Origin of the sequence: Streptomyces sp. NPDC094032 (assembly GCF_040303965.1) — a bacterium.
Taxonomy (GTDB): domain Bacteria; phylum Actinomycetota; class Actinomycetes; order Streptomycetales; family Streptomycetaceae; genus Streptomyces.
Map to the genome: position 1 here is coordinate 26702 of NZ_JBEOUE010000033.1, position 25536 is coordinate 52237.

The 25536-nt window shown below is 73.4% G+C and carries 29 protein-coding genes; 16 read left to right on the forward strand and 13 right to left on the reverse strand.

Annotated elements, in window-relative coordinates; genetic code table 11:
* The first annotated feature begins 388 nt into the window (after nt 1-388).
* Nucleotides 389-811 (forward strand): PadR family transcriptional regulator, encoded by a 423-nt coding sequence (locus ABTZ54_RS31775; RefSeq protein WP_351669917.1) that lies wholly within the window; start codon nt 389-391, stop codon nt 809-811.
* 63 nt (nt 812-874) lie between these two features.
* On the opposite strand, the gene ABTZ54_RS31780 is transcribed toward ABTZ54_RS31775, so the two are convergent.
* A complete protein-coding gene (locus ABTZ54_RS31780) occupies nt 875-1303 on the reverse strand; it encodes a type II toxin-antitoxin system Rv0910 family toxin (RefSeq protein ID WP_351669920.1) in 429 nt (142 codons plus the stop codon).
* Between the two features lie 69 nt (nt 1304-1372).
* Nucleotides 1373-1585 carry a hypothetical protein gene (locus ABTZ54_RS31785; protein ID WP_351669923.1) on the reverse strand — a complete coding sequence of 71 codons (213 nt, stop codon included), beginning with the start codon at nt 1583-1585 and terminating at the stop codon, nt 1373-1375.
* A 257-nt stretch (nt 1586-1842) separates the two neighbouring features.
* Between ABTZ54_RS31785 and ABTZ54_RS31790 the strand changes: the two genes are divergently transcribed.
* The 3 genes from ABTZ54_RS31790 to ABTZ54_RS31800 all read left to right on the forward strand — a co-directional run bounded on the left by ABTZ54_RS31790 (nt 1843) and on the right by ABTZ54_RS31800 (nt 4659).
* Nucleotides 1843-2415 (forward strand): peptidase, encoded by a 573-nt coding sequence (locus ABTZ54_RS31790; protein WP_502997348.1) that lies wholly within the window; start codon nt 1843-1845, stop codon nt 2413-2415.
* A 41-nt stretch (nt 2416-2456) separates the two neighbouring features.
* Nucleotides 2457-3503 (forward strand): EamA family transporter, encoded by a 1047-nt coding sequence (locus tag ABTZ54_RS31795; RefSeq protein ID WP_351669926.1) that lies wholly within the window; start codon nt 2457-2459, stop codon nt 3501-3503.
* A 175-nt stretch (nt 3504-3678) separates the two neighbouring features.
* A complete protein-coding gene (locus ABTZ54_RS31800; protein WP_351669929.1) occupies nt 3679-4659 on the forward strand; it encodes a DMT family transporter in 981 nt (326 codons plus the stop codon).
* A 12-nt stretch (nt 4660-4671) separates the two neighbouring features.
* Here the strand turns inward: ABTZ54_RS31800 and ABTZ54_RS31805 are convergent, their stop codons facing one another.
* Nucleotides 4672-5319 (reverse strand): FMN-binding negative transcriptional regulator, encoded by a 648-nt coding sequence (locus ABTZ54_RS31805; protein WP_351669932.1) that lies wholly within the window; start codon nt 5317-5319, stop codon nt 4672-4674.
* 10 nt (nt 5320-5329) lie between these two features.
* Entirely contained in the window at nt 5330-5998 is a 669-nt protein-coding gene (locus ABTZ54_RS31810) for a pyridoxamine 5'-phosphate oxidase family protein (protein ID WP_351669935.1), read from the reverse strand.
* Between the two features lie 71 nt (nt 5999-6069).
* On the opposite strand from ABTZ54_RS31810, the gene ABTZ54_RS31815 reads away from it, so the two are divergent.
* On the forward strand, nt 6070-7401 hold the full coding sequence (locus ABTZ54_RS31815) for an aminotransferase class I/II-fold pyridoxal phosphate-dependent enzyme (protein ID WP_351669938.1): 1332 nt from the start codon (nt 6070-6072) through the stop codon (nt 7399-7401).
* A gap of 39 nt (nt 7402-7440) precedes the next feature.
* Here ABTZ54_RS31815 and ABTZ54_RS31820 read toward each other — a convergent pair whose 3' ends face one another.
* Entirely contained in the window at nt 7441-8481 is a 1041-nt protein-coding gene (locus ABTZ54_RS31820; RefSeq protein ID WP_351669941.1) for a DMT family transporter, read from the reverse strand.
* Between the two features lie 74 nt (nt 8482-8555).
* On the opposite strand from ABTZ54_RS31820, the gene ABTZ54_RS31825 reads away from it, so the two are divergent.
* Nucleotides 8556-9461: a LysR family transcriptional regulator gene (locus ABTZ54_RS31825; protein WP_351669944.1), complete on the forward strand. Its 906-nt coding sequence runs from the start codon at nt 8556-8558 to the stop codon at nt 9459-9461.
* Nucleotides 9462-9479: 18 nt separating this feature from the next.
* Here ABTZ54_RS31825 and ABTZ54_RS31830 read toward each other — a convergent pair whose 3' ends face one another.
* Nucleotides 9480-9941, reverse strand: coding sequence for a pyridoxamine 5'-phosphate oxidase family protein (locus ABTZ54_RS31830; RefSeq protein ID WP_351669946.1), 462 nt, complete (start codon nt 9939-9941; stop codon nt 9480-9482).
* 117 nt (nt 9942-10058) lie between these two features.
* Here ABTZ54_RS31830 and ABTZ54_RS31835 point away from each other — a divergent pair, with 117 nt between their 5' ends.
* Nucleotides 10059-10715 (forward strand): cysteine hydrolase family protein, encoded by a 657-nt coding sequence (locus ABTZ54_RS31835; protein ID WP_351670008.1) that lies wholly within the window; start codon nt 10059-10061, stop codon nt 10713-10715.
* Nucleotides 10716-10752: 37 nt separating this feature from the next.
* On the opposite strand, the gene ABTZ54_RS31840 is transcribed toward ABTZ54_RS31835, so the two are convergent.
* Complete coding sequence (locus tag ABTZ54_RS31840) at nt 10753-11244, reverse strand: Rieske (2Fe-2S) protein (protein ID WP_351669948.1); 492 nt, start codon at nt 11242-11244, stop codon at nt 10753-10755.
* A gap of 125 nt (nt 11245-11369) precedes the next feature.
* Complete coding sequence (locus ABTZ54_RS31845; protein WP_502997350.1) at nt 11370-12041, reverse strand: adenosylcobinamide amidohydrolase; 672 nt, start codon at nt 12039-12041, stop codon at nt 11370-11372.
* 180 nt (nt 12042-12221) lie between these two features.
* Here ABTZ54_RS31845 and ABTZ54_RS31850 point away from each other — a divergent pair, with 180 nt between their 5' ends.
* Nucleotides 12222-13466 (forward strand): C40 family peptidase, encoded by a 1245-nt coding sequence (locus ABTZ54_RS31850; RefSeq protein WP_351669951.1) that lies wholly within the window; start codon nt 12222-12224, stop codon nt 13464-13466.
* Between the two features lie 4 nt (nt 13467-13470).
* On the opposite strand, the gene ABTZ54_RS31855 is transcribed toward ABTZ54_RS31850, so the two are convergent.
* The gene (locus ABTZ54_RS31855; RefSeq protein WP_351669954.1) at nt 13471-14685 is read right to left on the reverse strand and encodes a cytochrome P450; all 1215 of its coding nucleotides are present in this window, start codon (nt 14683-14685) and stop codon (nt 13471-13473) included.
* Nucleotides 14682-15860, reverse strand: coding sequence for a CaiB/BaiF CoA transferase family protein (locus ABTZ54_RS31860; RefSeq protein ID WP_351669957.1), 1179 nt, complete (start codon nt 15858-15860; stop codon nt 14682-14684). Before ABTZ54_RS31860 ends, ABTZ54_RS31855 begins: the two co-directional genes overlap by 4 nt.
* A 262-nt stretch (nt 15861-16122) precedes the next feature.
* Between ABTZ54_RS31860 and ABTZ54_RS31865 the strand changes: the two genes are divergently transcribed.
* From ABTZ54_RS31865 to ABTZ54_RS31900, 8 genes are all read left to right on the forward strand, one after another.
* Nucleotides 16123-17451 carry an NsdA family TPR-like regulatory protein gene (locus ABTZ54_RS31865; protein ID WP_351669960.1) on the forward strand — a complete coding sequence of 443 codons (1329 nt, stop codon included), beginning with the start codon at nt 16123-16125 and terminating at the stop codon, nt 17449-17451.
* A 68-nt stretch (nt 17452-17519) separates the two neighbouring features.
* Nucleotides 17520-18404 (forward strand): HipA family kinase, encoded by an 885-nt coding sequence (locus ABTZ54_RS31870; protein WP_351669963.1) that lies wholly within the window; start codon nt 17520-17522, stop codon nt 18402-18404.
* The gene (locus ABTZ54_RS31875) at nt 18401-18784 is read left to right on the forward strand and encodes a DUF3037 domain-containing protein (RefSeq protein ID WP_351669966.1); all 384 of its coding nucleotides are present in this window, start codon (nt 18401-18403) and stop codon (nt 18782-18784) included. Before ABTZ54_RS31870 ends, ABTZ54_RS31875 begins: the two co-directional genes overlap by 4 nt.
* A gap of 177 nt (nt 18785-18961) precedes the next feature.
* Nucleotides 18962-19723, forward strand: a complete 762-nt coding sequence (gene fabG / locus ABTZ54_RS31880; RefSeq protein ID WP_046912306.1) for a 3-oxoacyl-ACP reductase FabG — start codon at nt 18962-18964, stop codon at nt 19721-19723.
* A gap of 35 nt (nt 19724-19758) precedes the next feature.
* Complete coding sequence (locus ABTZ54_RS31885; protein WP_351670014.1) at nt 19759-20526, forward strand: SDR family oxidoreductase; 768 nt, start codon at nt 19759-19761, stop codon at nt 20524-20526.
* A gap of 149 nt (nt 20527-20675) precedes the next feature.
* Nucleotides 20676-22256 (forward strand): ABC transporter substrate-binding protein, encoded by a 1581-nt coding sequence (locus tag ABTZ54_RS31890; protein ID WP_351669969.1) that lies wholly within the window; start codon nt 20676-20678, stop codon nt 22254-22256.
* Between the two features lie 137 nt (nt 22257-22393).
* Complete coding sequence (gene ung, locus ABTZ54_RS31895) at nt 22394-23077, forward strand: uracil-DNA glycosylase (RefSeq protein ID WP_351669972.1); 684 nt, start codon at nt 22394-22396, stop codon at nt 23075-23077.
* A 121-nt stretch (nt 23078-23198) separates the two neighbouring features.
* On the forward strand, nt 23199-23642 hold the full coding sequence (locus tag ABTZ54_RS31900) for a hypothetical protein (RefSeq protein WP_351670016.1): 444 nt from the start codon (nt 23199-23201) through the stop codon (nt 23640-23642).
* On the opposite strand, the gene ABTZ54_RS31905 is transcribed toward ABTZ54_RS31900, so the two are convergent.
* From ABTZ54_RS31905 to ABTZ54_RS31915, 3 genes are all read right to left on the reverse strand, one after another.
* Nucleotides 23630-24112: a hypothetical protein gene (locus ABTZ54_RS31905; protein ID WP_351669975.1), complete on the reverse strand. Its 483-nt coding sequence runs from the start codon at nt 24110-24112 to the stop codon at nt 23630-23632. The genes ABTZ54_RS31900 and ABTZ54_RS31905 overlap by 13 nt on opposite strands.
* A 110-nt stretch (nt 24113-24222) precedes the next feature.
* The gene (locus ABTZ54_RS31910; protein WP_351669978.1) at nt 24223-24753 is read right to left on the reverse strand and encodes a DinB family protein; all 531 of its coding nucleotides are present in this window, start codon (nt 24751-24753) and stop codon (nt 24223-24225) included.
* A 76-nt stretch (nt 24754-24829) separates the two neighbouring features.
* On the reverse strand, nt 24830-25438 hold the full coding sequence (locus ABTZ54_RS31915; RefSeq protein ID WP_502997351.1) for a TetR/AcrR family transcriptional regulator: 609 nt from the start codon (nt 25436-25438) through the stop codon (nt 24830-24832).
* Nucleotides 25439-25536 lie beyond the last annotated feature (98 nt).

Sequence of the window (25536 nt, forward strand, 5' to 3'; positions counted from 1 at the left end):
CATTCCTGACACAAATCGACATGCGATCGCTCATTGCTGTCGCAAAAGAGTGTCGGTCGCCCTCGGCTGGCAATCGATCAACGCTTACTGGCACAGGTCAACCGGCCGGTGTTCGTTCGCTGTTGCTCGGTGAACAGTTCCGATATATCGTTGAAGCATCGCGACAGTTCAACGATGGAATCTCGATGGAAGGAGCGTTGCGATGCGTGGCTATGGACATGAACATGGGCGTGGAGCGTGTGGGCCCGGTCCTCGTGGTGAATTCGAGGGGCGGCGGGCTGCCTTCGGGCCCTTCGGGCCTGGGTTCGGTGGGGGTGGGCCCTGGGGTGGCGGCGGCTTTGGCGGGCGTGGGCGTGGTGGAGGGCGTGGTCGGGCGCGGCGGGGTGATGTGCGTGCCTCGATCCTGGCGCTGCTGAAGGACCGCCCGATGCACGGCTACGAGATGATCCAGGAGATCGTCGAGCGCAGTGGCGGCGCCTGGAAGCCGAGCCCCGGCTCGGTGTACCCGACCCTCCAGATGCTGGAGGACGAGGGGCTGATCGCCAGCGAGAGCGAGGGCGGCAAGAAGCTGTTCACGCTCACCGACGCCGGGCGCGCGGAGGCCGAGGCGGGGCCCGAGGCTCCGTGGGAGGAGGCCGGGCGCGGTGTCGACTGGGAGGCCGTGAACGAGATCCGGCAGGCCGGGTTCGGTCTGATGGAGGCCTTCGGGCAGGTCTGGAAGACCGGCACCCCTGAGCAGCGGCAGAAGGCTGTCGAGGTCATCAACGAGGCCCGTAAGAAGCTGTATCTGATCCTTGCCGACGAGCGCTGAGCCGGACGGTGGGAGTGAGAAGGGCCCCGCGGCGTTGCGCCGCGGGGCCCCTCGGGCCTGTCGTCAGGCGACCAGGCCGGCCAGCTTGCGCAGGGACTCCGTCAGCGCCGCCGTGGCCGAGTCCTTGAGCTTGCCCGCCATGAGGGAGACGGCCGCACCCGTGAACTCCCCGTCGATCCGTACGGTGGTGGCCCCGCCGTCGGGGGTGAGGGCGTAGCGGGTCCCCACGGTCACGCCCATCGGGCCCTTGCCGCGGATCGCGAGCACCCGGCCCGTCTCCAGCTCCTCCACCGTCCAGGTCACCTCGGCCGGGAAGCCCATGAGCTTCATGTTCTCGGCGAAGGTCGCGCCCGCCTCCAGCGTGGCCGGGCCGCCGTTCGGGAAGTTGGTGTGGGTGGCGTTCCACTCCCCGTACGAGGCGAAATCGGTGAGCTGCGCCCACACCTTCTCGGCCGGAGCCTCGATCCGTGCCTCCGCGCTGACCTCGGCCATGCGACCACCCCTTCACGCGTACCTGTCGGCTTTCGGTGTCGCGGAACGTAGTCGCTGCGGGGGCAATACTCAATACTGATGAACCGTCAGTTCTGCGGTCTCGTCGCCGATCCACCAGATCCGCGCCGAGTCGAAGCGGTCCGACGCGCGCGGGCCGCCGCTCTCGTCGTGGCAGTGGAAGGCGGCCCAGAAGAGGTCGGCCGGCAGTGCCGCCCGCGGTGCGTACACGCGGTAGACGTACTGCCGCCCGTCGAGCGCGAGGAGGGCGACCATCCAGAACATGACTGGAGGACGATGCCGGGCGGGCGAGCGGTTGCGTACGGGGCGGTGCGGGGCAAGGCGGCGCGCGCGTCCCTGGGGAGAAGGCGCGCGATTTCATCCGTAAGGAGGAGGGGGCGATCGCCCGTGCCCGACTCCGGTGGGATGCGGACATGCTCCTCGCCGGGGATGCCCCGGCTTGTCGGGGCTGATGAGGTGGGAGGGTGCGATTTCCCGTCCCTCCCGACCGCCGTGGCCCCGACGTGTCCGGTGTGTCCCGTGTGCCCGGTGCCTCCCGCGCCCCGGGGCCGCGCGGCCCCCTCCCCGGCCCCGCGCTGCCCCGTCTGCCCGCCGTCCGCCGCGCCGAGCTTGAGGACGCGCTGACCGTCGAGCTGGTGACCGTGGTGACGGGGGCCCGGCGGCGCGCCCTGCGGGACGGCGACCGGCAGATCGACACCGCCCATCTGCTGCACTCGCTCGTCGAGGGCGACCCGGAGACCGCCGCCGTCTTCGAGGGTTCCCACCAGCAGGCCCGGGTGCTCGGCTACCTCGTCCAGCGCTCCATCGGGTACGGGCTGCGCTGGCAGCGCTCCGTCGAGGACACCGGGTCGGACCTGCCCGCCGTCCGGGGCGAGGAGAGCGCCGCCGCGGGCTGGTCGCCGGCCGCGGCCGCCGCCCTCGCCGGGGCCTTCGAGCGGGCCGCGCTGCGCGGCGGACGCCGGGTCCGCGGGCTCGATCTGCTCGCCGCGCTCGCCGCCGACCCCGGCAACCGGGCCGCCGAGGTGCTCCGCAGGGCGGGTGTCGACCGGCAGGATCTGGCCCTCCGGATCGGGGAGCTGTCTCAACAGGTGTAACGGGGGTTACGCACCTGACCGTGTCCTGTCATGATGGCCCGATGCACGCGTCTCAGGAGAAAAGCGCTGGCCTGGGACTCGCCCTGGTCTCCGCCCTTGCTTTCGGTGGTTCAGGAGTGGCGGCCAAGCCGCTCATCGAGGCGGGCCTCGACCCGCTCCACGTGGTGTGGCTCCGGGTGGCCGGCGCCGCCCTCGTCCTGCTGCCCGTGGCCTGGCGCCACCGCGACCTCGTCCGCCGCAAGCCCGCCCTGCTCGTCGGCTTCGGACTGCTCGGCGTCGCCGGTGTCCAGGGCTTCTACTTCGCCTCCATCTCGCGTATCCCCGTCGGGGTCGCGCTGCTCATCGAGTACCTGGCCCCGGCCCTCGTCCTCGGCTGGGTCCGCTTCGTCCAGCGGCGGCCGGTCACCCGGCGGGCGGCCCTCGGTGTCGTCCTGGCCGTCGGCGGACTCGCCTGCGTCGTCCAGGTCTGGTCCGGGCTCAGCTTCGACCTCCTCGGGCTCGTCCTCGCCCTGGCCGCCGCCTGCTGCCAGGTCGGCTACTTCGTCCTCGCCGACCAGGGGAGCGACGAGGCCGAACCCGTCAACGCGCTCGGCGTCATCGCGTACGCCCTCCTCGTCGGCGCCCTCGTCCTCACCGTCCTCGCCCGCCCCTGGGAGATGGACTGGGCGGTCCTCGGCGGCACCGCCGACCTCGACGGAACCGGCGCCCCGGCCTGGCTGCTGCTCGGCTGGATCGTGCTGATCGCCACCGTCCTCGCGTACGCCACCGGCGTGGTTTCGGTGCGCAGGCTCTCCCCGCAGGTGGCCGGTGTCGTGGCCTGCCTGGAGGCCGTGATCGCGACCGTCCTCGCCTGGGTGCTGCTCGGCGAGCACCTGGAGGCGCCGCAGATCCTGGGCGGCGCGGTCGTCCTGGTCGGCGCCTTCATCGCCCAGTCCGCGACGCCCAAGGCGGCGTCGGGGGTGGTGGCGGGCTCGGCGGACGGCGCCGGGGCGGGCGTCGGGCCGGACGCCGGTGCAGCCGTCGCCTCGGAGGCCGCCGCGGCCGGCGGTGAGGGAAACGGGTTGTCGGTCGAGCGGTCCGCGTCCTAAGGTGCCGATCATGCATTCGACCGTGCTTCCGCCTCCCGCCGCCTAGCGCGGGCGGCTGCTCCCAGCTGACGAAGACCGGGTCCGGCAGGCCGACACAGGCCGCCGGGCAGGTCGTCGATGCCCGCCCGCGGACTCCGACGACCCCTCCTTCCCGTCTTCCTCGCGGAGCGCACACGTGTCGAACACTCCTGTCCCCGGCCTGCCCAGACTCTCCACCGGCCGGAGCCTCACCTATCTGATCGTCGCCGGAATCGCCTGGGGCACGGCGGGCGCCGCCGCCGCGCTGCTCTTCCGGGCCAGCGACATGGGCCCCCTCGCCCTCTCGTTCTGGCGCTGCGTCGGCGGGCTCGTCCTGCTGCTCGGGGCGCTCGCCCTGCGCCGCCGGCCGAGGCCCGTCACCGTCGAACCGCGCGGGCGGCGGCTGCTGCGCGTGCTCGGCACCGGCATCGGGCTCGCGATCTTCCAGAGCGCCTACTTCGCCGCCGTGGACGTCACCGGGCTCGCCGTCGCCACGGTCGTCACGCTCGGCTCGGGACCCGTGCTCATCGCGGTCGGCGCCCGGCTCGTCATGGGCGAGCGGGTCGGCCCCGGGGGTGCCGCGGCCGTCACCGGGGCGCTCGCCGGGCTCACCGTCCTCGTCCTCGGCGGCGGGGGAGCCGAGGTCCGGCCGTTCGGCGTGCTGCTCGCCGTCGTCTCCGCCGCCGGATACGCGGCGATCACCCTGCTCACCCGCTGGCTCGGCCGCGACGGCGGGGGAGCGGACGCGCTGTCCACCACCACCTGGGCCTTCGCCGTCGGCGCCGTCGGCCTGCTGCCCCTGGCCGCGTCCGAGGGACTGGTGCCGCACACCGGCGCGCCCGCCCAGGTGCTCCTCCTGCTCGGATACGTCGCCGCCGTGCCGACCGCCCTCGCCTACGCCCTGTACTTCGCCGGAGCGGCCGTGGTCCGCGCCGCGACCGTCTCCGTGATCATGCTCCTGGAGCCGGTGAGCGCCGCCCTCATCGCCGTCACCCTCCTCGGCGAACAGCTCACCGCGGCCACCGTCGCGGGCACCCTGCTGCTGCTCACCGCGGTGACCGGGCTCGCCTTCGCCGAGGCCCGCTCGGCCGCGGCGGCCCGGCGGCGGATCGTGGAGGCCGTCCCGGTACGGGGCTGAGCGCGCCGGGGTTCACGCCCCGGGGGCGCGACGGCGCAGCTGGTGGGCGCGGGCGGCGGCGTCGCCCGGGCCCGCCCGCCCGGCGAGCCGGTCCGCCACCCGGTCCTGGACCTCCTGGGGCTTGTTGCCCGCGTACTTGAACTTCGCCCGCACGTCGGTCACATCCAGGCACAGCACCCGGATGCCCGGCAGCATCCGACCGAAGGGGGCCTCGCCGGGGCACACCGGAGCGGTGCCGCCCTCCGGCTGGAAGTGGGCGACCTGACGGTTGAGCAGCTCCGCCGCCTCGGCCGGGTCGTCGACGATCCGGGCCGTGCAGCGGAGCTGGACCGCCGCGTAGTACGAGGTGGGGGTGCCGTGCTCCGAGGGGCTGCCCTCGGGGGCCGTCCAGTGGCCGGGCACGAAGACGTAGTCGTCGACGACGCTCAGCACCACGGCGGGGTTTACCGCCAGGTCGCGCAAGAGAGGGTTCGGGCGGGCGAGATGGGTGATGACCCGGCCGTACGGGCCGGGCTCGGGCTCGTACCGGAAGTGCAGGGGCTGCACCCAGGGCGGTTCGCCCGGTGCGCCGGTCACCGCGAGCTGGCCGAAGTCGTGGGCGGACAGCCAGGTGCGCCACTCGGTGTCGTCCCGGGGGGAGTCCCAGGGGTGGATCAGCACGGTCGTCTCCTCACAGGGCCGCGAGGTAGTCCGGCAGGGCGATGGCCGGGTCGAGGTCCTCGGCGGGGACCGGGGTGCCGTAGCCGCGCTGTACGGGGACCACGCCCGCCCAGTGGGGGAGCGCGGCGTCCTCCGGGTCGTCGTTGGGGCCGCCGGTGCGGACCTTCGCGGAGACCTCGTCGAGGTCCAGGCGCAGGACGGCGGTCGCGGCGAGCTCCTTGGCGTTGCCGGGGCGGGAGTCGTAGGAGCGGCCGGGGACGACGTGGTCGACGAGGGCGTCCAGGGCGGTGCGCAGCTCCTCCGGGTCGGTGACCTGGTGGGCGGTGCCGTGCACGACGACCGAGCGGTAGTTGATCGAGTGGTGGAAGGCCGACTTGGCGAGCACCAGGCCGTCCACGTGGGTCACGGTGAGGCAGACCGGCAGGCCCGGAGCGTCCTCGCCGTGCCCGGCCATGCGCAGCGGGCGCGAGCCGGTCGAGCCGTGCACGTACAGCCGCTCGCCTATCCGGCCGTAGAGGGTCGGCAGGACGACGGGGGCGCCGTCGCGGACGAAGCCGAGGTGGCAGAGGTAGCTCTCGTCGAGGATCGAGTGCACCAGGGTGCGGTCGTACGAGGCGCGCTTGGCGGAGCGGGTGGGGACGGTGCGCTCGGTGGGGGTGTAGGTGTCCGTCTCCGGCATTGCGCTCATTGTGTTGGTTGCACTCATTGCACTCATTGCATTCTCCATTGCACTAGTGCATACTTGGGTTTGTGCTAGGAGAGTATCGGATCGAAGGTCGTCGCGCATCGGAGATCGCCGCCAGCGTCGAGCGGGGTGTGGGCGAAGGTTTCCTCGCGCCAGGACAACTGCTTCCTCCCATGCGGGAGTTGGCCGCGTCTCTCGGAGTGAATCCCAATACCGTCGCCGCCGCCTACCGGACCCTGCGTGAGCGCGGGGTGATCGAGACCGACGGGCGGCGCGGCAGCCGGGTGCGGTCCGCGCCCGCGACGACGGCCCGCGGCTCGATCAGGGTCGAGGCGCCCGAGGGGGTGCGGGACGTGAGCGAGGGCAGCCCGGACCCCGCGCTCCTTCCGGCTCTCGACGAGGCCCTCGCCGCCGTCGCGCGCGGCTACGCGGAACGGCCGCCGATGTACGGGGAGGCCCCGGTCGACGCGGAGTTCGCGCGGCTCGCGCGGGCCGCCTTCGACGCGGACGGGGTGCCCGCCGGGCCCGTCGGCGTGGCGTCCGGCTCCCTCGACGCGATCGAGCGGGTGCTCGCCGCGCACCTCAGGCCGGGGGACGCCGTCGCCGTCGAGGACCCCGGCTGGGGCAGCCTCCTGGACCTCGTCCCCGCCCTCGGGCTGCGGCCCGTGCCGGTCGCCGTCGACGACGAGGGGCCGCTGCCGGACGCCGTGGCCCGGGCCCTGCGGGGCGGCGCGCGGGCGGTCATCGTCACCGACCGGGCGCAGAACCCGACGGGCGGCTGCGTGAGCGAGGCGCGGGCGACGGAACTGCGCGCGGTCCTCGGCGCCCACCCGGACGTGCTGCTGATCGAGGACGACCACGGGCACGGCATCGTCGCCGCGCCGCCGTACCCGCTCGCCACCGGCGCCGGGCGGTGGGTCTTCGTCCGTTCGGTCGCCAAGGCGTACGGGCCCGACCTGCGGATCGCCGCCTTCACCGGGGACCCGGAGACCGTCGACCGGGTGCTCGGGCGGCAGCGGCTCGGCCCCGGCTGGGTCAGCCGGCTGCTCCAGCGGACGGTCACGCACCTGTGGACCACCGGCGCCGTCGACCCGCTGGCCGTCTCGGCGGCGTACGGGGAGCGGCGCGACGGCCTCGTCCGCGCGCTCGCCCGGCGGGGCGTCGAGGCGCACGGGCGCGGCGGCATGAACGTCTGGGTGCCGGTCGCCGACGAGACCGGGGCCGTCGCCCGCATGCTCGCCGCCGGCTGGGCGGTCGCCCCCGGCGCCCGCTTCCGCATGGACACGGGCCCGGCGATCCGCCTGACCGTCTCGCGCCTCACCCCCGCCGACATCGAACCCCTCGCCGACGCCGTCGCGTACGCGGCGGGGCCTGCGCCGGCGCGGAGTTATGGGTGAGGGGCTTCGGGCTCAGGGGGTTTGGGTGGGCTGGGTGGTCTAGGTGGTCTGCGTGGCCTGAGCGACCTGCGTGGTCCCGGTCGGGTCGGCTGTCGCGTGGGGCGGTGTGGTCCGGGCGGCCGTGCCCGGGGAGCTCGCCGTCGGGGCCGGGGACCGCTCGGTGCGGCGGCGGGGGCCGCGGGTCTGGGTGAGGGCGGCGCCCGCGAGGACCACCAGCGCGCCCACCGGGGTGTTCCAGGCCAGGTGCTCGCCGAGCAGGGCGACTCCGGCGGCCGTCGCGATGACCGGGATGAAGTACGTGACCATGGACGCAGTCGTCGGGCCGACCTCCGCCACCACGCCGTACTGGAGCAGCATCGCGTACCCCGTGCCCAGGGCGCCCAGCGCGATCACCGAGAGCAGCGGCAGGAGCTCGACGTGGGTCGGCAGGCTGGTGAACAGCGGGGTGACCACCGCGAGCTGGAGGGTGGCGAGGCCGACCTGGGAACCCGCGAGGGCGAGGTTCGAGGAGCCGGTGGCGGACAGGGTGCGGCGGACGTAGATCCAGCCCACCGCGTAGCTGGCCGAGGCCAGCAGGGCCAGCGCCGTGCCCGTGACGTCCAGGCCCGAGAAGCCCTGCCAGGCGCCGAGGACGGTCAGGACGCCGACAAAGCCTATGCCCAGGCCCGCCGCCCGCACGCGGGTTGGGCGGTCCTCGGAGAGCGCGACGAGCGACAGGAGCATGCCCCACAGCGGCGTGGTCGCGTTGCAGATGCCCGCCAGGGTCGACGGGATGGTCAGCTCGGCGTACGAGAAGAGGGAGAACGGCAGCGCGTTCAGGAGGAACGCCGCCACCGTCAGATGGCCCCAGGTGCGGGCGCCGCGCGGGAGCCGGTCACGCTTCACGACGAGGGCGACGGCCAGCACCGCCGTGCCGAACAGAAGGCGGCCGAAGGTGACCTGGAAGGGGGCGAAGCCCTCCGTGCCGACCTTGATGAAGAGGAAGCTGAAACCCCAGATCAGGGCCAGCACGCCGAAGCGGACGCGCCAGTCCAGGGCGGACCGGCGACGGGACGGGGACGGGAGGGCGGGGCTGCTCATGCCGTTCAGGGTGACCGACCCCATCTCGTAGTACAAGCGAGAATTTTTGGAGTCGTCCTCTTAGTATTGCTTACATGTTGAACCTGGAGCGCCTGCGCACCCTCGACGCCGTCGCCCGGCACGGCTCCGTCAGCGGTGCCGCCGAAGGGCTGCACGTCACCACGTCGGCCGTCTCCCAGCAGCTGACCAAACTGGAGCGGGAGGTCGGCCAGCAGCTGCTCGCCAAGAACGGGCGCGGGGTGCGGCTGACCGACGCCGGGCTGCTCCTCGCCGAGCACGCCTCGCGCATCCTCTCCCAGGTCCAGCTCGCCCAGGCGGACATCGAGGCGCAGCGCGGGCAGGTGGTGGGCGAGGTGCGCATCGCCGCCTTCCCCACGGCGATGCGCGGGCTGTTCCCCACCGCGATCCGCGCCCTGCGCGCCGCCCACCCCGAACTGCGCGTCCACACCGCCGAGCTGGAGCCGGACCTCGGGGTACGCGAGGTCTTGCGCGGGGACGGCGACCTCGCCGTGGTCCTGGACTGGAACAACAAGCGGGCGCCCGTCCCGGCCGGTCTGGAGCGGGTCAGGCTGCTCGACGACTCCGCCGACGTGGCCCTGCCGGCCGACCATCCGCTCGCCGGGCGGGCGGCGGTGGAGCTCGAAGACTTCGCCGACGAGGACTGGGTCTCCTGGCCCGCGGGCGAGTTCTGCCACGACTGGCTGATGTTCACGCTCCGCTCCAAGGGCGTCGAGCCGCGGATCGCCCATGTCGCCGGGGACCACTACACCCAGCTCGCCCTGGTCGCCGCCGGGCTCGGCGTCTGCGTGGCGCCCCGGCTCGGCCGCCCCGCCGTCATGGCCGGGGTCGCCTTCGTGCCGGTGCGCCAGCCCGTGCGGCGGCACATCTACGCGACCTGGCGCACCGACGCGGGCCGCCGGCCGTCCATCCGCGCGGTGGTCGAGGCGCTGCGGGAGGCGGCGGCTCCGCTGGGCGGCTGAGCGGGGCCCCGGGTGCCGTTACCCCAGCTTGCGGAAGTCCCAGGACGCGACGGCCTCCGGGGTCAGGCGCATCCAGGCGTGCCGGCCGTCGTGCGGCATGGCGTCCAGGCCGAAGTTCTTCGCCGCGAAGAGGCGTTCGACGGCCTCCAGTTCGGGGCAGGGCTCGCCCGTGCGCGGGGCCTCGCCCACGAACTCCACGGCGCCCGAGAGCTCCACCCCGCGCAGCTCCCCGTACTCCTCGCCGTCGTCCACCACCACCGCGATCCGCGGCCGGGTGCGCAGCTCGGCCCAACGGCGGCTGCGGGTCAGGGAGTACAGCCACAGCGAGTGGCCGTCCCAGGCGAACCAGAGGGCGCTGACGTGCGGCCGGCCGTCGGCCGACACGGTCGCCACCCGGCAGGTGCGCTGTTCGCTGAGGAAGGTGTCGAGCTCGGCCGGGGTCATCATGATCCGGCGTCCACGGCGCTGTGCGACGGTCATCGTCCGCACCCTTCTGGATTTCTGATGGAGTGTCAGAAATCATGGGGGGTCCGTCGCGCGGTGGCAAGGAGCGCGCGGCGGCGGATCCGGGAGACGGTGACGACCGAGGAGGAGACCGTGGGGCACGCGGAACAGCTCAGGGAACAGCTGGCGCCCGACGGCGCCGTGCTGCTCACCGTCGAATGCCAGCAGGGCGTGGTGGGCCGTGACAGCGCGCTGCCCGAACTCGCCGCCGTCGCCCGCTCGTCGGGCGCCCTGCGCAACGTGGCCCGGCTGGTCGCGGCGGCGCACGCGGCCGACGTCCAGGTGCTGCACGCCGTCGCCGAGCGGCGGCCCGACGGGCGCGGCGCCAACCGCAACGCCCGGCTCTTCCGGGCGGCCGCCCGGCTCCCCGTACAGCAGCACAGCGGCAGCGCCGCCGTACGGATCGCCGAGCCGATCGAGGTCGCCGAACAGGACCTCGTCGTACGGAGGTTGCACGGGCTCTCGCCCCTCGCGGGCACCGACGTCGACGCGCTGCTGCGGAACCTCGGTTGCCGGACCCTCGTCGTCACCGGCGTCTCCGCCAACGTGGCCATCCCCAACGCCGTCTTCGACGCCGTCAACCTCGGCTACACCGTCGTCGTGCCGAGCGACGCCATCGCGGGGGTGCCGGCCGACTACACCCCCGCGATGATCCGCAACACCCTCGCCCTGGTCGCCACCATCGCGACCACGGACGAGGTGCTCGGCTGCTGGAAGGCCCCGCGCCGGGCCGCCGCGCCGCGCTCCTGAGGCCTGCTCCCGAGGCGTGCTCCCGAGGGGGGCGGGGTCAGCCGAGCCTGATCGCGTCCCCCGTCACCTCGATCGGCGTCGGCTCCAGCGGGCTGGGCGCGGGGCCCTGCTTGACGCTGCCGTCCGAGGCGTCGAAACGGCTCTGGTGGCACGGGCAGACGATGACCCCGTCGGCCACCCCGCCCACCGTGCAGCCCGCGTGGGTGCAGCGCGCGGAGAAGGCCTTGAACTCGCCCTTCTTGGGCTGCGTGATCACCACACCCCGGTCGGCGAGCACCTTGCCGCCACCGACCGGGATGTCGCCGGTCCGCGCGAGCGGCGGGGTCTGCGAGGTGCCGGCCGACGCGTCCGTGCCACCCGAGGTGTCCGTGCCGCCGGACGCGTCCGCGCCACCCGTGTCGCCCTTGCCGGCCGCGCCGCCCGTGGTGCCGTCACCCTCCGACGGGCTGCCGCCGCAGGCCGCGAGGGCCGCGACGAGACCCGCGCCGCCCGCCGCCGAGACCACTGTCCTGCGCCCCACACCACTCATGGCTCACCCCTTGTGCTCCGCTTGTGATCCGCCGCTTCCCGGATTCCCGGACGACCGGCGCCATGTTTCCCGAAGAAGGCCGTCGCCCGCCACGGTTACGCGGTGGCCCGATCGGGTGGCTCGGCTCAAAGGAGCCCCGCGCAGGCCTCCCGGGTGGCCCGGTGCACCGCGCGGGCGAGCCGGGCGCCCCAGAGCGAGCGGGGGCCGGCGAAGGGCTCGGCCCCGATGCCGGGGGCGGCGGCAGGGCAGGCGACGCAGACCGCGTCCGTGGGGGTGCCGGAGGCGTCGGCGCCCAGCTCCACCAGGGCCTGGACCTTGGCCTCGGTGGCCGTCGCGACGGCGTTGACCAGGGCCGCGTCCGAGAGTGGCACCGGGAGCGACACGATGATGTTGATGGTGCCGGGGCGCGGCGCGCCGACCGCGCCGGTGTCCGGGGCGGCCGCCCAGCCCCGTACGCCGATGCCCGCCGTGACGACCGCCTCGGCGCCGCCGTCCGAGGCGAACCGGCGGTCGCCGACCGAGGCCGCCGTCATCAGCCCGACCCCGGCGCCGCCGAGCCCGGCCCGCGCGGCCAGGGCACTCAGATGGGCGACGGGGTCGCGGCGCGCGTACCCCGGGGGCACCTGCGCGTTCACCACCCAGTCGCGGGCGCCGATGCCGCCGCCGAGGACGGCGCTGGACACCATCCGGGTGCCGGGCCCGGGCGCCCAGACCAGCAGCGGCCAACTGCGGCCGTCCTCCTTGTGGCCGAGCAGGACGGCGTCGGCGAGCGCGGGCGTGGCGGGAGCGGTTCTCAGAAGCACGTCGCACTGTAACGCGAGGGTCGGGCGGGTGTCGGAACTCCCCACTCCGGTTTGGAAGTTGCGGAAAGAGTTTGCCTCCCGGGTCTTGTGTCTGCGCGGAGGCGGATGCGATGGTCGGCCTCTTCCTATTCCAGCCATCGTCGATGGCGCATTTCACCCCCTGGGGTCCGCATCTTGTCTACGCGCGTAACTCTCCTGCCACGCTGGTCCTTCGCCGTACTGCGGATGGCCGCCCTCATGGGCGTCGTGGCCTCCCTCCTGCTCTTCGCCCCCGGTGCCGTCGGACCGGCCCAGGCCGCACCCGCCTGCGCCGTGCTCTCCGGCGGCGCGGCCCCGCAGGCCGCCGCGGCCGTCGACGCGGCCTGCGGGCGGATCGGCATGCCGTACTCCTGGGGCGGCGGCCACGGCTCCACCCCCGGGCCGACCTACGGCCTCTGCGACCCGGACAACGGCGCCCCCGACGACTGCAACGTGAAGGGCCTCGACTGCTCCGGCCTCGTCCGGTACTCCTACTACCTGGCCGTGGGCAGCGACATCCTCAACGGCACCTCGCGCACCCAGTGGACCAGCTCCCGCGCGGTGGCCCGCTACTCCCGGGCCGACGGCACGGCCCCGCTGGTCCCCGGCGACGTGGTCTTCTTCGGCGGGACGGCGTCCACCATCCACCACGTGGCGCTGTACCTCGGCCAGGGCTACATCGTGGAGGCGCCCTACTCGGGTGGATACGTGCGGGTCGTCGCGCTGTCTTCGCACAGCGACTACTACGGGGCGATCCGGCTGTACGGCGCCAACGGCGGCTCGACCACCCAGCCCACCCCCGACCCGGAGCCCGCTCCGGCGCCGACGTCCGGCCGCTACTGGGTGGACACCTTCGCCAACGCCTCGGTGTTCGCCTCTCCGACGGCGACGTCGGCGACGGGGACGTTGTACCAGGGCACCAGCTACGTGTACTGCAAGGCGTGGGGTCGTGAGATAGGAGACGGCGGTTCCTATAACCACTGGTGGCTGAAGACCGATCCGGACGCCGGGCCCGCGGGCCAGTGGGTGTCGGCGTTCTACCTCTCCCGCTGGGGCAACGACCAGGCCAAGGACAACAACGGCACCGTGATCCCCGACTGCCCCGGCAGCACCCCGGCGCCGACGTCCGGCCGCTACTGGGTGGACACCTTCGCCAACGCCTCGGTGTTCGCCTCTCCGACGGCGACGTCGGCGACGGGGACGTTGTACCAGGGCACCAGCTACGTCTACTGCAAGGCGTGGGGCCGTGAAATAGGAGACGGCGGTTCCTATAACCACTGGTGGCTCAAGACCGACCCCGACGCCGGACCCGCCCGGCAGTGGGTGTCCGCGTTCTACCTCTCCCGTTGGGGCAACGACCAGGCCAAGGACAACAACGGCAACGTCATCCCCGACTGCTGAGCCGTCACGCGAGCACGGCCGGCAGGGTCTCGGGCCGGCGCGCCACCACGCTGGGACGCCAGTCCAGGCGGTCCCACGGGTGCGCCGGCCGGAGCGACGGATACCGCCGGAAGAGCTCGGCCAGGGTGGTCCCGACGACCATCCGGCCCATCCGGGCGCCGAGGCAGTAGTGCGCGCCGTCGCCGAACGGCAGGGCGGCGACGTCCGGCCGGTGCGGATCGAGCCGGTGGGCGGACCGGTAGCGGCGCTCGTCGCGGTTGGCCGCGCCCAGGCACAGCATGACCTTCGCCCCGGCCGGGATCTCGGCGTCGCCCACCCGGAGCGGCTCGACGGCGCGGCGGGTGACCAGCTGCACGGGCCCGTCGTAACGGGCGAGTTCGGGCACGGCACGCTCGGCCGACTCCGGGTCGGACAGGGCCCAGGCGGGCCGCTCGGTCCCGTCGAGCAGGGCCCGCACGGCGAGGGCGATCTGGCTGACCGTCGTGTCGGTGCCCGCCATCGCCAGCATGACGAGGTTGGCGACGATCACCCGGGCCTCCGCCTCGCACCTGCCCCCGTCCAGCAGCTCCGCCGCGATCCCCGCGAGCCCGCCCCCTCGGGCCAGCCCCTCGATGTGGGTGCGGAACCGCTCCATGGCGGCACCGACCTGGTCGCGTACGCCAGAGCCGGGGACCGGATCGGTCATCCGGCTGATCGTGGCGGACCAGGCGGCGTAGCGCTCCTTGTGCGCGGGCGGCAGCCCCAGCAGCTCGCACATGCTCGCCGCCACGATCGGCTCGGCCACGTCGGCCACCACGTCGACGGCCGCGCCGCGCTCCAGGCCGTCGAGCACGGCCCCGACGACCGAGCCGACCCTCCGCCGGTGCCCCTCGACGGCGGCGGGCGTGAAGAAGTGCGTGAACAGCCGCCGGGTGCCCCTGTGGTCAGGCCCCTCGTTCAGGAGCATCCAGTGCCGGCCGTCGGCGACCGTCGGCGCGTCCGGGCCGCCGTGCCGCTCCACCCAGCGGGGGTCGGTGGGGAAGTCGGTGCGCAGCCGGGCGTCCCGCAGGAGCGCCGAGACCTCGGAGAAGCGCGTCACGACCCAGGAGCCGTACGGCAGGAGCACGGCGGGCGCCGCCTCGCGCAGCCGCCGGTACACGGGATAGGGGTCCCGGTGGAACGCGCTGTCGGTGAGATCGAATCCGTATGTGGCGGCGGCCGTTTCCTGTGCGGCGCTCATATCGCCTTCTCCGTTTCCCGCCGCGCGGAGACCACGACGCCGTCCGCTTCGAGTTCCCGGACGCGTTCCGGGGCGATGCCATAGGCGGCGAGCACCTGCGCGCTGTGCTGGCCGGGCGCGGGCGCGGGCCCGCCGAGAGCCGTCGGAGTGCGGCTGAAGTGGGGTGCGGGCGTCGGCTGCGGGATGCCCTCGTGGAGCGTGTACGGTGCGCCCGCGCCGTTCTCGCGCACGGCCTCGTCCAGGTCGAGTACGGGCACCACGCAGGCGTCCGGCGGGAGTTCGGCGACCCAGTGGTCACGCGGGTGCCGGGCGAAGGCGGCGGCCAGGACGGCCCGCAGCTCCGGCCACCGGCCGGGGTCGTCCCGCCAGTGCCGGACGTCGTCGGCAAGACCGAGCGCCTCGACGAGGCTGTCGTAGAAGCGCTGTTCGAGCGCGGCCACCGCGACATGGCGTCCGTCGGAGCACGCGTACGTCGTGTAGTGGGGCGCCCCTCCGTCCAGCAGGTTCGCGCCCCGGCGATCGGACCAGGCGCCTTCCGCGCGCAGCCCCAGCACCACGCTGAGCAGGGAGGCGGCGCCCGTCACCATGGTGGTGTCCACCACCTGACCGGCGCCGCTGAGCTCGGCCTCCCTCAGCGCGGCGATCACGCCCATCGCCAGCAGCATCCCGCCGCCGCCCATGTCGGCCAGCAGGTTCGCGGCGGGCACCGGAGGACCTCCGGCGGGTCCCACGATCCCCAGGGCGCCCGACAGGGCGGTGAAACCCAGGTCGTGCCCCGGGCGTGCGCTATAGGGCCCGACGCGTCCGAAACCCGTGATCCGCCCGTAGACGAGCCGGGGACGGCGCCGCAGACACGGCTCGGGACCGAGGCCGAGCCGCTCCATCACACCGGGGCGGAACCCCTCGACCAGGACGTCCGCCTCCGACACCAGGTCGAGCAGGAGCCCGCGCCCCCGCTCGTGCCGCAGGTCCACCACGGCCGAGCGCTTGCCCCGGTCCACCACCCGGTGCGCCTCGGCCAGTTCACGGCGTCCGCCCGGGCGGTCGACACGGACCACGTCCGCCCCGAGATCCGCCAGCAGCATCCCGCAGTACGGAGCCGCGCCCGTCGACGCCAGCTCCAGGACCCGTACGCCCCGCAGCGGCCCGCCGTGCGGCCTCTCCACCACATCCATGTGCTCTCTCTCCTCGTCCGGGATCGCCGTTCATGGCTATCGAGGCGGACCGGTCGCGGACCACAGGTGACGAGACCGGGCCTGTTGAAGGCGTTGAGAGCGGGGCCGGGCCGTCGGACGCGGGACGGCGGGCCGGGTGCCACGGGTGTTGAAACCGTTGAACGGATTGGAGATCCGGCCACGCGCGGTGTTCCGGTGGGAGCAGCCCCGAGGCCTCGGGCCGGGGGCTGTCGACATCCGACGGGGGAAGGGGAACACCACGATGGCCCGACACCGCGTGGCGAACGAGCGGCTCCGCGCCCTGCTGAAGGAGGCGGGCTGGACCCAGGAGGCCTGTGCGCGCGCCGTGAACGCGACCGGCGCCGAGATAGGCCTGCGACTGGCCTACGACCGGACCGCGGTCGCGCACTGGCTGGGCGGCACGGAACCGTACGAGCCGGTGCCGCTGCTCATGTCCGAGGCGTTCACACGCCGGCTCGGCCGGGTGGTGACGCCCGAGACACTGGGCCTCACGCGCGGGACGGACACCGAGCGGAAGCCGGACGTGCGCGACGCCGGCGCCGAGGCGGTGCTCGCCACGGCCATGCTCGGCGAGGGCGACGGGCAGGGCGGCCGGCAGGCGAGGGCGACGCCCTACCGGACCATGACCCGGGCACCGCGCTGGCGGGAGCCCGCCCCCCTGCCCCCGGCCGCGGAGCCGGCCGGGCCCGTGCGCGTCGGCGCCTGCGAGGTCGCGCTGCTCGGTGACGCCGTCCGGCACTTCGCGCTCGCCCTGGGCACCCACGGCGGCGCCCACGCGCGCAGGGCGCTCGCCGTCTACCTCTCCGAGACGGTCGCCGCGTGGCTGCGCGCGCCCTGCGCGGAGGAGGTCCACCGCGGCCTGCGCCGCGAGGCGGCCCATCTCGTCCTGGTGCTGGGTCTCATGCACACCGACATGGGCGAACACGGGCGCGCCCAGGGCTACTTCAAGGCCTCGCTCGCGCTGGCCGGCGAGTCCGGGGACCAGGACGTCTGGGCCATCGGCCTGCGCGCCCTCTCCGCGCAGGCGCTCACCCTCGGCCACCGCGCGGCCGCCCTGCGGTGCGCCGTCGCCGCCGTCGACGCGACGTCCGGCCGCCCTTCGGGCGCGGTGCGCGCCTACACGCTGTCCCAACTCGCCGTCGTCCGGGCGGCCATGAAGGAGGAGCGCGCCGCGCTGAGCGCGCTCGACCAGGCGGAGCGGGCCCGGGAGGGCGACGAGGGGGACGGCCCGTTCCGTTCGTACCCGGAGAGCGCGCTGGCCTTCCAGGAGGCCGAGCTGCACCGCCTCCTCGGGCGGCCGGGACTCGCCCTGCGGGCCCTCGACCGCTCCGCCCGCGCCCGCGCCCCCCACGACCGGCGGGGCCTCGCGCTCACCCTGGCGAGGCGGGCGGAGCTGCTGCTGTCGAGCGGCCGGATCGACGAGGCGTGCGTGACCTGGGCGGCGTTCACCGAGGCCCGCGCGGGGCTGCGCTCCCGTACCGTCGTGGACGCCTCACGGGGAATGCGGGCGGCGCTCGCGCCCTACGCCCGACGCCCGGGCGTACGGGACCTCCTCCGCGTCCCGTCCTGACCGCGCGCCGCCTAGGCTGGGGGCGGAAGCCACCAGCGCTCCCCGAAACGATTGGACAGCCTCGGAACATGCTTACAGAGGTGACGGCGACCCGTTACGTCACGCCCTTGCGTGAGGGCGGGTCGCTCCCCGGGATCGTCGAGGCCGACGACCTCGGCACGTACGTCATGAAGTTCACCGGCGCGGGGCAGGGGCGCAAGACCCTGGTCGCCGAGGTGATCTGCGGGCAGCTCGCCCGGCGGCTCGGGCTGCGGGTGCCGGAGCTGGTCGGTATTCAGCTCGACCCGGTCATCGGGCTCGCGGAGCCGGACCAGGAGGTGCAGGAGCTGCTCAAGGCGAGCGGCGGGCTCAACCTCGGCATGGACTTCCTGCCCGGCTCGCTGGGCTTCGATCCGCTCGCCTACGAGGTGGACGCCAAGGAGGCCGGCAGGGTCGTCTGGTTCGACGCCGTGATCAACAACGTCGACCGGTCCTGGCGCAATCCCAACATGCTCGTCTGGCACGGCGACCTGTGGCTCATCGACCACGGCGCCACCATGATCTGGCACCACAACTGGCCCGGCGCCCAGGCCTCCGCCGCCAAGCCCTACGACGCCTCGGACCACGCCCTGGCCCCGTTCGCGCCGGACGTCGCCGCCGCGGCCGCCGAGCTGGCGCCGCTGGTGACCCGCGAGCTCCTCGACGAGGTCGCCGCCGACGTCCCCGACGAGTGGCTGGTCGACGAGCCGGGCTTCACGACCACCGACGAGCTGCGGAACGCGTACGTGGAGGCGCTGCTGCCGCGCGCCGCGACGATCCACGAGCGGATCACGCTGGGGCCGCGCACCGAGCGCCGCCCCTCGCAGCCCCCCGGCTGGCTGGCCGAGCGGCTCGCGCCCCGGCCGCACGCCGCCGCGCAGAACCAGCACGACCAGCAGGACCGTACCGAGAACGGCGAGGACAGCACCACGTGACCGAACGCGATGTATTCGAGTACGCGCTGCTGCGCGTCGTGCCCCGGGTGGAGCGCGGCGAGTGCTTCAACGCCGGTGTGGTCGTCTACTGCCGGGCCCGCTCCTTCGTGGCCGCCCGCACCCATCTGGACGCGGCCAAGCTGGGCGCGCTCGACCCGGCCGCCGACGTCGCCGGGGTCCGGGCCGCGCTGCGCGCCGTCGAGGGGGTCTGCCTGGGCGGCGCCGACGCGGGCCAGGCGGCCGGGGACGACGCCGGACGGCGCTTCCGCTGGCTGATCGCGCCCCGCTCGACGGTGGTCCAGCCGGGACCGGTGCACACCGGTCTGACGGCCGACCCCGAGGCCGAGGTGGAACGCCTGCTCGACCTGCTGGTCCGCTAGGGCGCATCCGGCCCAGGGGAGTGGGCCAGTGCACCCGGTGGGCCGTTGACACCGGGTGCCAGGGCTTCTAGCGTCTCGTCTGCGGATGATACTAAGCGGTCGCTCATGTGCGGGAGAGCGGGCGGCCGCCGGTACGGACCGCATCCAGGGATGATCCAAGGGCGAGGAGAACCAAGCATGTCCACCACCGAGCAGCGCGTAGCCGTCGTCACCGGTGCGGCTCGCGGCATCGGAGCCGCCACCGCGATCCGGCTCGCCGCCGAGGGCCGCGCCGTCGCCGTACTCGACCTCGACGAGGCGGCCTGCAAGGACACCGTCGAGAAGATCACCGCCGCGGGCGGGACCGCGCTCGCCGTCGGCTGCGACGTCTCGGACGGCGCCCAGGTGGAGGCCGCCGTCGCGCGCGTCGCCGCCGAGCTCGGCGCGCCGACCATCCTCGTCAACAACGCGGGCGTGCTCCGCGACAACCTGCTCTTCAAGATGTCCGAGTCGGACTGGGACCTCGTGATGAACGTGCACCTCAAGGGCGCGTTCCTGATGGCGAAGGCCTGCCAGAAGCACATGGTGGACGCGGGCTTCGGCCGGATCGTCTCGCTCTCCTCCTCGTCGGCGCTCGGCAACCGCGGCCAGGCCAACTACTCCGCCGTCAAGGCCGGTCTCCAGGGCCTCACCAAGACCCTCGCCAAGGAGCTCGGCAAGTTCGGCGTCACCGCCAACGCCGTCGCCCCCGGCTTCATCGTCACCGAGATGACCGCGCAGACCGCCGAGCGCGTCGGCATGGGCTTCGAGGAGTTCCAGGCCGCGGCCGCCTCGATGATCCCGGTCCAGCGGGTCGGCCGTCCCGAGGACGTCGCCAACGCCATCGCCTTCTTCACGGGCGACGACGCCGGCTTCGTCTCCGGCCAGGTCATGTACGTGGCCGGCGGCCCGCTCAACTGACGTACGGGCACGGGAGGAAGGACGCGATGAACGCGATGAGCGCGCAGGAACCGCCCGAGCTCTCGGGCAAGGTCGCCCTGGTCACCGGCGCCAGCCGGGGCATCGGCTACGGCGTCGCCGAGGCCCTGGTGGCCCGTGGCGACCGGGTCTGCATCACCGGACGGGGCGAGGAGGCCCTCAAGGAGGCCGTGGAGCGGCTCGGCGCCGACCGGGTCATCGCCGTGCCGGGCAAGGCGCACGACGAGGCCCACCAGGCCGCCGCGGTCGCCGCCACCATGGAGGCCTTCGGCCGGGTGGACTTCCTGGTCAACAACGCCGGCACCAATCCGGTCTTCGGGCCGATCGCCGAGCTGGACCTGAACGTGGCCCGCAAGGTCTTCGAGACCAATGTGGTGTCGGCCCTCGGCTTCGCCCAGCAGACCTACCGGGCGTGGCAGAAGGAGCACGGCGGGGCGATCGTGAACATCGCCTCGATCGCCGGACTCGCCCCGTCGCCGTTCATCGGCGCGTACGGGATGAGCAAGGCGGCCATGATCAACCTGACCCTCCAGCTGGCGCACGAGTTCGCCCCGTCGGTCCGGGTCAACGCCATCGCCCCGGCCGTCGTGAAGACCCGGTTCGCCGCGGCGCTGTACGAGGGGCGGGAGGCCGAGGCGGCCGCCCCGTATCTCCTCGGCCGGCTCGGCGAGCCGCAGGACATCGGCGGTGCGGCGGCCTTCCTCACCTCCGCCCAGTCGGACTGGATCACCGGCCAGACGCTCGTCGTCGACGGGGGTCTTTTTCTGAACGCCGGTGTCGGGTGACCGATATCCGGACACTTTCCTGAATTCATGACCGGTTTGGCCCCGGTTATAGGCTGAATGCCCTCAAGTGCCCCGCCAGGGTCGAACGTTGACCTGGTGGGGCGCTGCGGTATCGTCTGCCGACCCCAGGCTGAACGAGGAGCGTGCACGTGTTCAACCGGACCAGTCTGCAGGCCGCTGCAGCCCTTGCGTCCATATCCCTCCTGTCCGGATGCAGTGTGTTTTCGGACGGTGAATCCGCAGGGGATCAGAGAATCGTCGTCGGTACGACGAGTTCTCCGTCCACGCTTGATCCGGCGGCCGCCTGGGACAATTCCTGGGAGCTTTTCCGGAATGTCTTCCAGACGCTCGTGAGTTTCCCGACCGGCAGCACCAGTCCGAAGCCGGACGCGGCGGACTGCAAGTTCAAGGAGGGGAGTTCGAGCCGGGTCTTCGAATGCGTCCTCCATGACGGTCTGACCTTCTCGAACGGGCACAAGCTGGACGCCAAGGCCGTCCAGTACTCGATCGAGCGCATCCGCACGATCGACGTCAAGGGCGGCCCCAACGGCATGCTGGGCTCCCTCGACAAGGTCGAGGCGATCGACGACCGCACGGTGGTCTTCCGGCTGAACAAGTCGGACGCGACCTTCCCGTTCATCCTCGCCACCCCGGCCATGTCCATCGTCGACCCGGCCGAGTACCCGGCGGACCAGCTCCGCAAGGACGGCAAGCTGGTCGGCTCCGGCCCGTACGTCCTCGACGCGTACAAGGAGGGCGAGAAGGCCGAGCTGACCCGCAACCCCAGCTACAAGGGCTTCGCCGACCGTAAGAACGGCGGCGTGACCATCCGGTACTTCAAGGAGTCCGACCCGATGGTCGCCGCCCTGAAGAAGAAGGAGATCGACGCCACCTACCGGGGTCTCACCGCCGCCGAGGTCGTCGCGCTCCAGGCCGACAAGCCGGAGAACAAGGGCCTCCAGCTCGTCGAGTCCACCGGCGCGGACATCCGCTACCTGGTCTTCAACACCCGCGACGACTCGGTCGCCCGGCTCCCCGTCCGCAAGGCCATCGCCCAGCTCGTCGACCGCGACGAGCTGGTGAACAAGGTCTACCAGGGCACGGCCGAGCCGCTGTACTCCATGGTGCCCAAGGGCATCGCGGGCCACACCACCAAGTTCTACGACCGCTTCGGCTCGCCCGACCCGGCCAAGGCCAAGAGCATCCTGCGCGCCGCCGGCATCACCGAACCGGTCAAGCTGGACTTCTGGTTCACGACCGACCGGTACGGCTCCTCGACCGCCGCCGAGTTCGCCGAGCTCAAGCGGCAGCTGGAGGAGAACGGCCTCTTCGAGGTCACCCTGCACGGCAAGCCCTGGAAGGAGTTCCAGGCGGGCTACCAGAAGGGCCAGTACCCGGTCTTCGGCCGCGGCTGGTTCCCCGACTTCCCGGACCCGGACAACTTCGTCGCCCCCTTCATGGGCAAGGACAACGTCCTCGGCACCCCGTACGTCAGCCCGAAGATCACCGACGAGCTGATCCCGAAGTCCCGGCGCGAGAGCGACCGCGGGGCCGTCCTCGACGAGTTCGCGCAGGCCCAGGAGATCATGGTCCAGGACGTCCGGCTGCTCCCGCTGTGGCAGGGCAAGCTGTACATCGCGGCCAGCGACGACATCGGCGGCGGCGAGCGGGCGCTCGACCCGCAGACCGTCATGCAGATGTGGGAGCTCAGCCGCCGCACCAGCTGGTAGGAGCCGGGTCCCCGCCGGATCCGGAGCCGTCCGTCCGCCGTCCGCCCCCCTCGGGGAGCGGGCGGCGGACCGCGTTGTCAGTGGCTCCCGGTAGGTTCTCGTGCGTAAAGGCGAAACACCCACCGGAGGTTGTGGACGTGACCGACACCGACATGCTGCCCGAGTCCTGGCGCGGCGTCCTCGGCGAGGAGCTGCGCAAGCCGTACTTCGAGCAGCTCACCGAGTTCGTCGAGAAGGAGCGGGCCGACGGGCCGGTCTACCCGCCGCGCGAGGAGGTCTTCGCGGCCCTCGCCGCCACCCCGTTCGACCAGGTGAAGGTCCTGGTCCTCGGTCAGGACCCGTACCACGGCGAGGGGCAGGGCCACGGGCTCTGCTTCTCCGTCCGGCCGGGTGTGAAGACCCCGCCCTCGCTGCGCAACATCTACAAGGAGATGCACGCCGAGCTCGGACACCCGGTCCCCGACAACGGCTATCTGATGCCGTGGGCCGAGCAGGGCGTCCTGCTGCTCAACGCGGTGCTCACCGTCCGGGCCGGCGAGGCGAACTCGCACAAGGGCAAGGGCTGGGAGAAGTTCACCGACGCGGTGATCACGGCCGTGGCCTCCCGGCCCGACCCGGCGGTCTTCGTGCTGTGGGGGAACTACGCGCAGAAGAAGCTGCCGCTCATCGACGAGGAGCGGCACGTGGTGGTGAAGGGCGCCCACCCCTCGCCGCTCTCGGCGAAGAAGTTCTTCGGCTCCCGCCCCTTCACCCAGATCGACGAGGCCGTCGCCGCCCAGGGGCACGAGCCGATCGACTGGCGCATCCCCGACCTCGGCTGAGCCTCGGCCGGATCCGGCGCGGCTGCGCTAGCGTCGGGTCCGGCCCGTTTCGTACCGGGGGCCGGATCGACAGCGGGTGGAGGTCGCAGTGACCGGGCAGCAGGTGTCGGACGACGGTGTCATGACCAGGATCGGGCAGGCGATGATGCTGCTCCACGGCGGGGACAGGGAAGAGGCCCGCAACCGCTTCGGCGCGATCTGGGCGCAGATCGGACCGGACGGCGACCCGCTGCACCGCTGCACCCTCGCCCACTACATGGCCGACGCCCAGGACGACCCCGACACCGAGCTGGCCTGGGACCTGCGGGCCCTGACCGCCGCCGAGGGGCTCGACGAGGACCGGCTGGCCCGGCACGACTCGGCCGTGGCGCTGCGCGCCCTCTACCCCTCGCTCCACCTCAACCTGGCCGCCGACTACGTGAAGCTGGACCGCCCGGACGCGGCCCGCGTCCACCTGGACCGGGCCCGCGCCGCCGCCGAGGTCCTGGACGACGACGGTTACGGCAACGGGGTGCGGGCCGCGATCGAGCGCCTGGAGGTACGGCTGCGGGGTCAGCGGCCGTAGGTGCCACGGCAGATCCTCGCCTGCTCGCTGTCCGGGCTCCAGCCGCCGTAGCGCGCGCCCAGCTCGCACAGCTCGGCGGCGGAGCGGGGCGGTTCGAGGAGTCCGGGCAGGTCGACGGCCGGGCGGCCGTGCCGCTGTCCGGGCGCGGTGGACGAGTGCGGCTTCCTCGGGTGGTGTCGCGGGGTGTCGGCGGCGTCGCCCGCGCGTTCGCCGCGCCCGTCGTCCGTGCCGCGCTGCCGTCCGGTGGTCGCGCGGGGTTCGGGGGCCGGGGGATCGGGCATCGCCGCCTCCAGGGCCTCCCGGGCGGGGCCCTGGACGATCTGCGGCGCGACGTCGTGGCCGGGCCGCTCGCCCGCCGGGCTCGGGACCGGCGCGGGGGCCGTGGGCGGCGCCTGCACCGCGACGCAGCCCGAGAGGGCGGCCATCGCGACTCCGGCCAGGATCCTCACTGTGGTTCTGGTTCCATGCACCCGGGCAACTCTGCTGGTCGGGCGCGGTTTCTCACACCCCTACTCGCGGGGAATGCCCCGCATGGGTGATCACCCGGGCGCGGGCTGACCCGGCTCGTCCCGGCCGGTTCTCAGTCCCCGGTGGCGCCGTCGATCCGCTCGCGGATGAGGTCCGCGTGACCGTTGTGGCGCGCGTACTCCTCGATCATGTGGAGGTAGATCCAGCGCAGGTTGAAGGTCCGCCCGGTGCGGTGCGTCCCGCTGCCCAGGTCGTCGAGGCCGCGGCCTGCGGCGTTGGCCCTGGCGTGGGCGATCTCGGCCTGCCAGGTGGCGTACGCCTCCTCCCAGGTGTCCTCGGCGGTGACGTGGATGTCGCCGTCGTGGTCCTCCTTGGTGGAGTAGATCCAGCCGGCCTCCTTCTCGCCGGCCAGGACGCGGCGGAACCAGCCGCGCTCGACCTCGGCCATGTGGCGGACCAGGCCCATCAGGTTGAGGTCCGAGGGCGGGGCGGAGGCGGTGCGCAGCTGCGCGTCGTCGAGGCCCTCGCACTTCGTCGCCAGGGTCGCGCGGTGGAAGTCGAGCCACTGCTCCAGGGCTTCGCGCTCGCCGGTGAGGGTGCCGGGGTCGACGCGGGAGCCGGCGTCGGTCTGTTCGGTGCTCATGCCCCGCATCGTCGCCCAAGATCGTCCGGCGGGCCAGCGTTTTGCCGTGTCTTCACGCGGGGGTGCGGGCGGGGTGTCAGCGGGCGAGCAGTCCGCGCAGCAACTCGTCGAATCCGGTGCGCAGTTCGGCGAGGCCGGGCGCGGCGGCGTGGAAGGAGCCGGCCGCGCAGGAGAACATCATCCCCTCGCACCAGGCGATCAGCGAGAGCGCGTGCCGCTCGGGTGCGGGCGATCCGGCCTCGGCCATCATCGCGGTCACCGGGCCGTGGAAGACCGAGCCCGCGGCGTCGAAGAAGGCGCGGAGCTCGGGGCGGCGGGTGGCCTCGAGGGCGAGCTCGTAGCGGGAGACGAGCAGGGTCCTGTGATCGGTGAGGTAGCGGTGCAGCGCGAGCGCGAGGGCGTCGACGAGCGCCTGGGGCCCGGCGTCGGCCGAGGGCAGCTCGTCCGGCGTGAGCACCGCCGCCTCCCGCTGGACCTGGCGGCGGACGGCGGTCTCCAGGAGCGCCTGGCGGGTGCGGGCGTGGTTGGAGGTGGAGCCCTGGGGGAGCCCGGCCCGCTCGTCGACGGCACGGTGGGTGAGCCCGCGCATGCCCCGCTCGACGAGCAGATCGAGGGCGGCGTCGCCGATGCGGTCGGCGCGGGTGGGCGGGGTGTGGGGGGTCGGTGCGGCGGTCATGGGGGTCATGGGGGTCATGGGGACAACCTAGCGACCGTCGGGGCGGGTGGGACTACGTGTGTAGTGAGAGGGGGTGTCGGGGCGACTACGGCTGTAGTACGGTCAGG

Bases quoted from the DNA above. Each gene is read 5' to 3' on its own strand.
- ABTZ54_RS31780 (WP_351669920.1), bottom strand. From the start codon at position 1,303: ATGGCCGAGGTCAGCGCGGAGGCACGGATCGAGGCTCCGGCCGAGAAG.
- ABTZ54_RS31785 (WP_351669923.1), bottom strand. From the start codon at position 1,585: ATGTTCTGGATGGTCGCCCTCCTCGCGCTCGACGGGCGGCAGTACGTC.
- ABTZ54_RS31795 (WP_351669926.1), top strand. From the start codon at position 2,457: ATGCACGCGTCTCAGGAGAAAAGCGCTGGCCTGGGACTCGCCCTGGTC.
- ABTZ54_RS31810 (WP_351669935.1), bottom strand. From the start codon at position 5,998: ATGCCGGAGACGGACACCTACACCCCCACCGAGCGCACCGTCCCCACC.
- ABTZ54_RS31820 (WP_351669941.1), bottom strand. From the start codon at position 8,481: ATGAGCAGCCCCGCCCTCCCGTCCCCGTCCCGTCGCCGGTCCGCCCTG.
- ABTZ54_RS31825 (WP_351669944.1), top strand. From the start codon at position 8,556: ATGTTGAACCTGGAGCGCCTGCGCACCCTCGACGCCGTCGCCCGGCAC.
- ABTZ54_RS31830 (WP_351669946.1), bottom strand. From the start codon at position 9,941: ATGACCGTCGCACAGCGCCGTGGACGCCGGATCATGATGACCCCGGCC.
- ABTZ54_RS31840 (WP_351669948.1), bottom strand. From the start codon at position 11,244: ATGAGTGGTGTGGGGCGCAGGACAGTGGTCTCGGCGGCGGGCGGCGCG.
- ABTZ54_RS31855 (WP_351669954.1), bottom strand. From the start codon at position 14,685: ATGAGCGCCGCACAGGAAACGGCCGCCGCCACATACGGATTCGATCTC.
- ABTZ54_RS31860 (WP_351669957.1), bottom strand. From the start codon at position 15,860: ATGGATGTGGTGGAGAGGCCGCACGGCGGGCCGCTGCGGGGCGTACGG.
- ABTZ54_RS31865 (WP_351669960.1), top strand. From the start codon at position 16,123: ATGGCCCGACACCGCGTGGCGAACGAGCGGCTCCGCGCCCTGCTGAAG.
- ABTZ54_RS31870 (WP_351669963.1), top strand. From the start codon at position 17,520: ATGCTTACAGAGGTGACGGCGACCCGTTACGTCACGCCCTTGCGTGAG.
- fabG (WP_046912306.1), top strand. From the start codon at position 18,962: ATGTCCACCACCGAGCAGCGCGTAGCCGTCGTCACCGGTGCGGCTCGC.
- ABTZ54_RS31885 (WP_351670014.1), top strand. From the start codon at position 19,759: ATGAGCGCGCAGGAACCGCCCGAGCTCTCGGGCAAGGTCGCCCTGGTC.
- ABTZ54_RS31900 (WP_351670016.1), top strand. From the start codon at position 23,199: ATGACCAGGATCGGGCAGGCGATGATGCTGCTCCACGGCGGGGACAGG.
- ABTZ54_RS31910 (WP_351669978.1), bottom strand. From the start codon at position 24,753: ATGAGCACCGAACAGACCGACGCCGGCTCCCGCGTCGACCCCGGCACC.
- ABTZ54_RS31915 (WP_502997351.1), bottom strand. From the start codon at position 25,438: ATGACCCCCATGACCGCCGCACCGACCCCCCACACCCCGCCCACCCGC.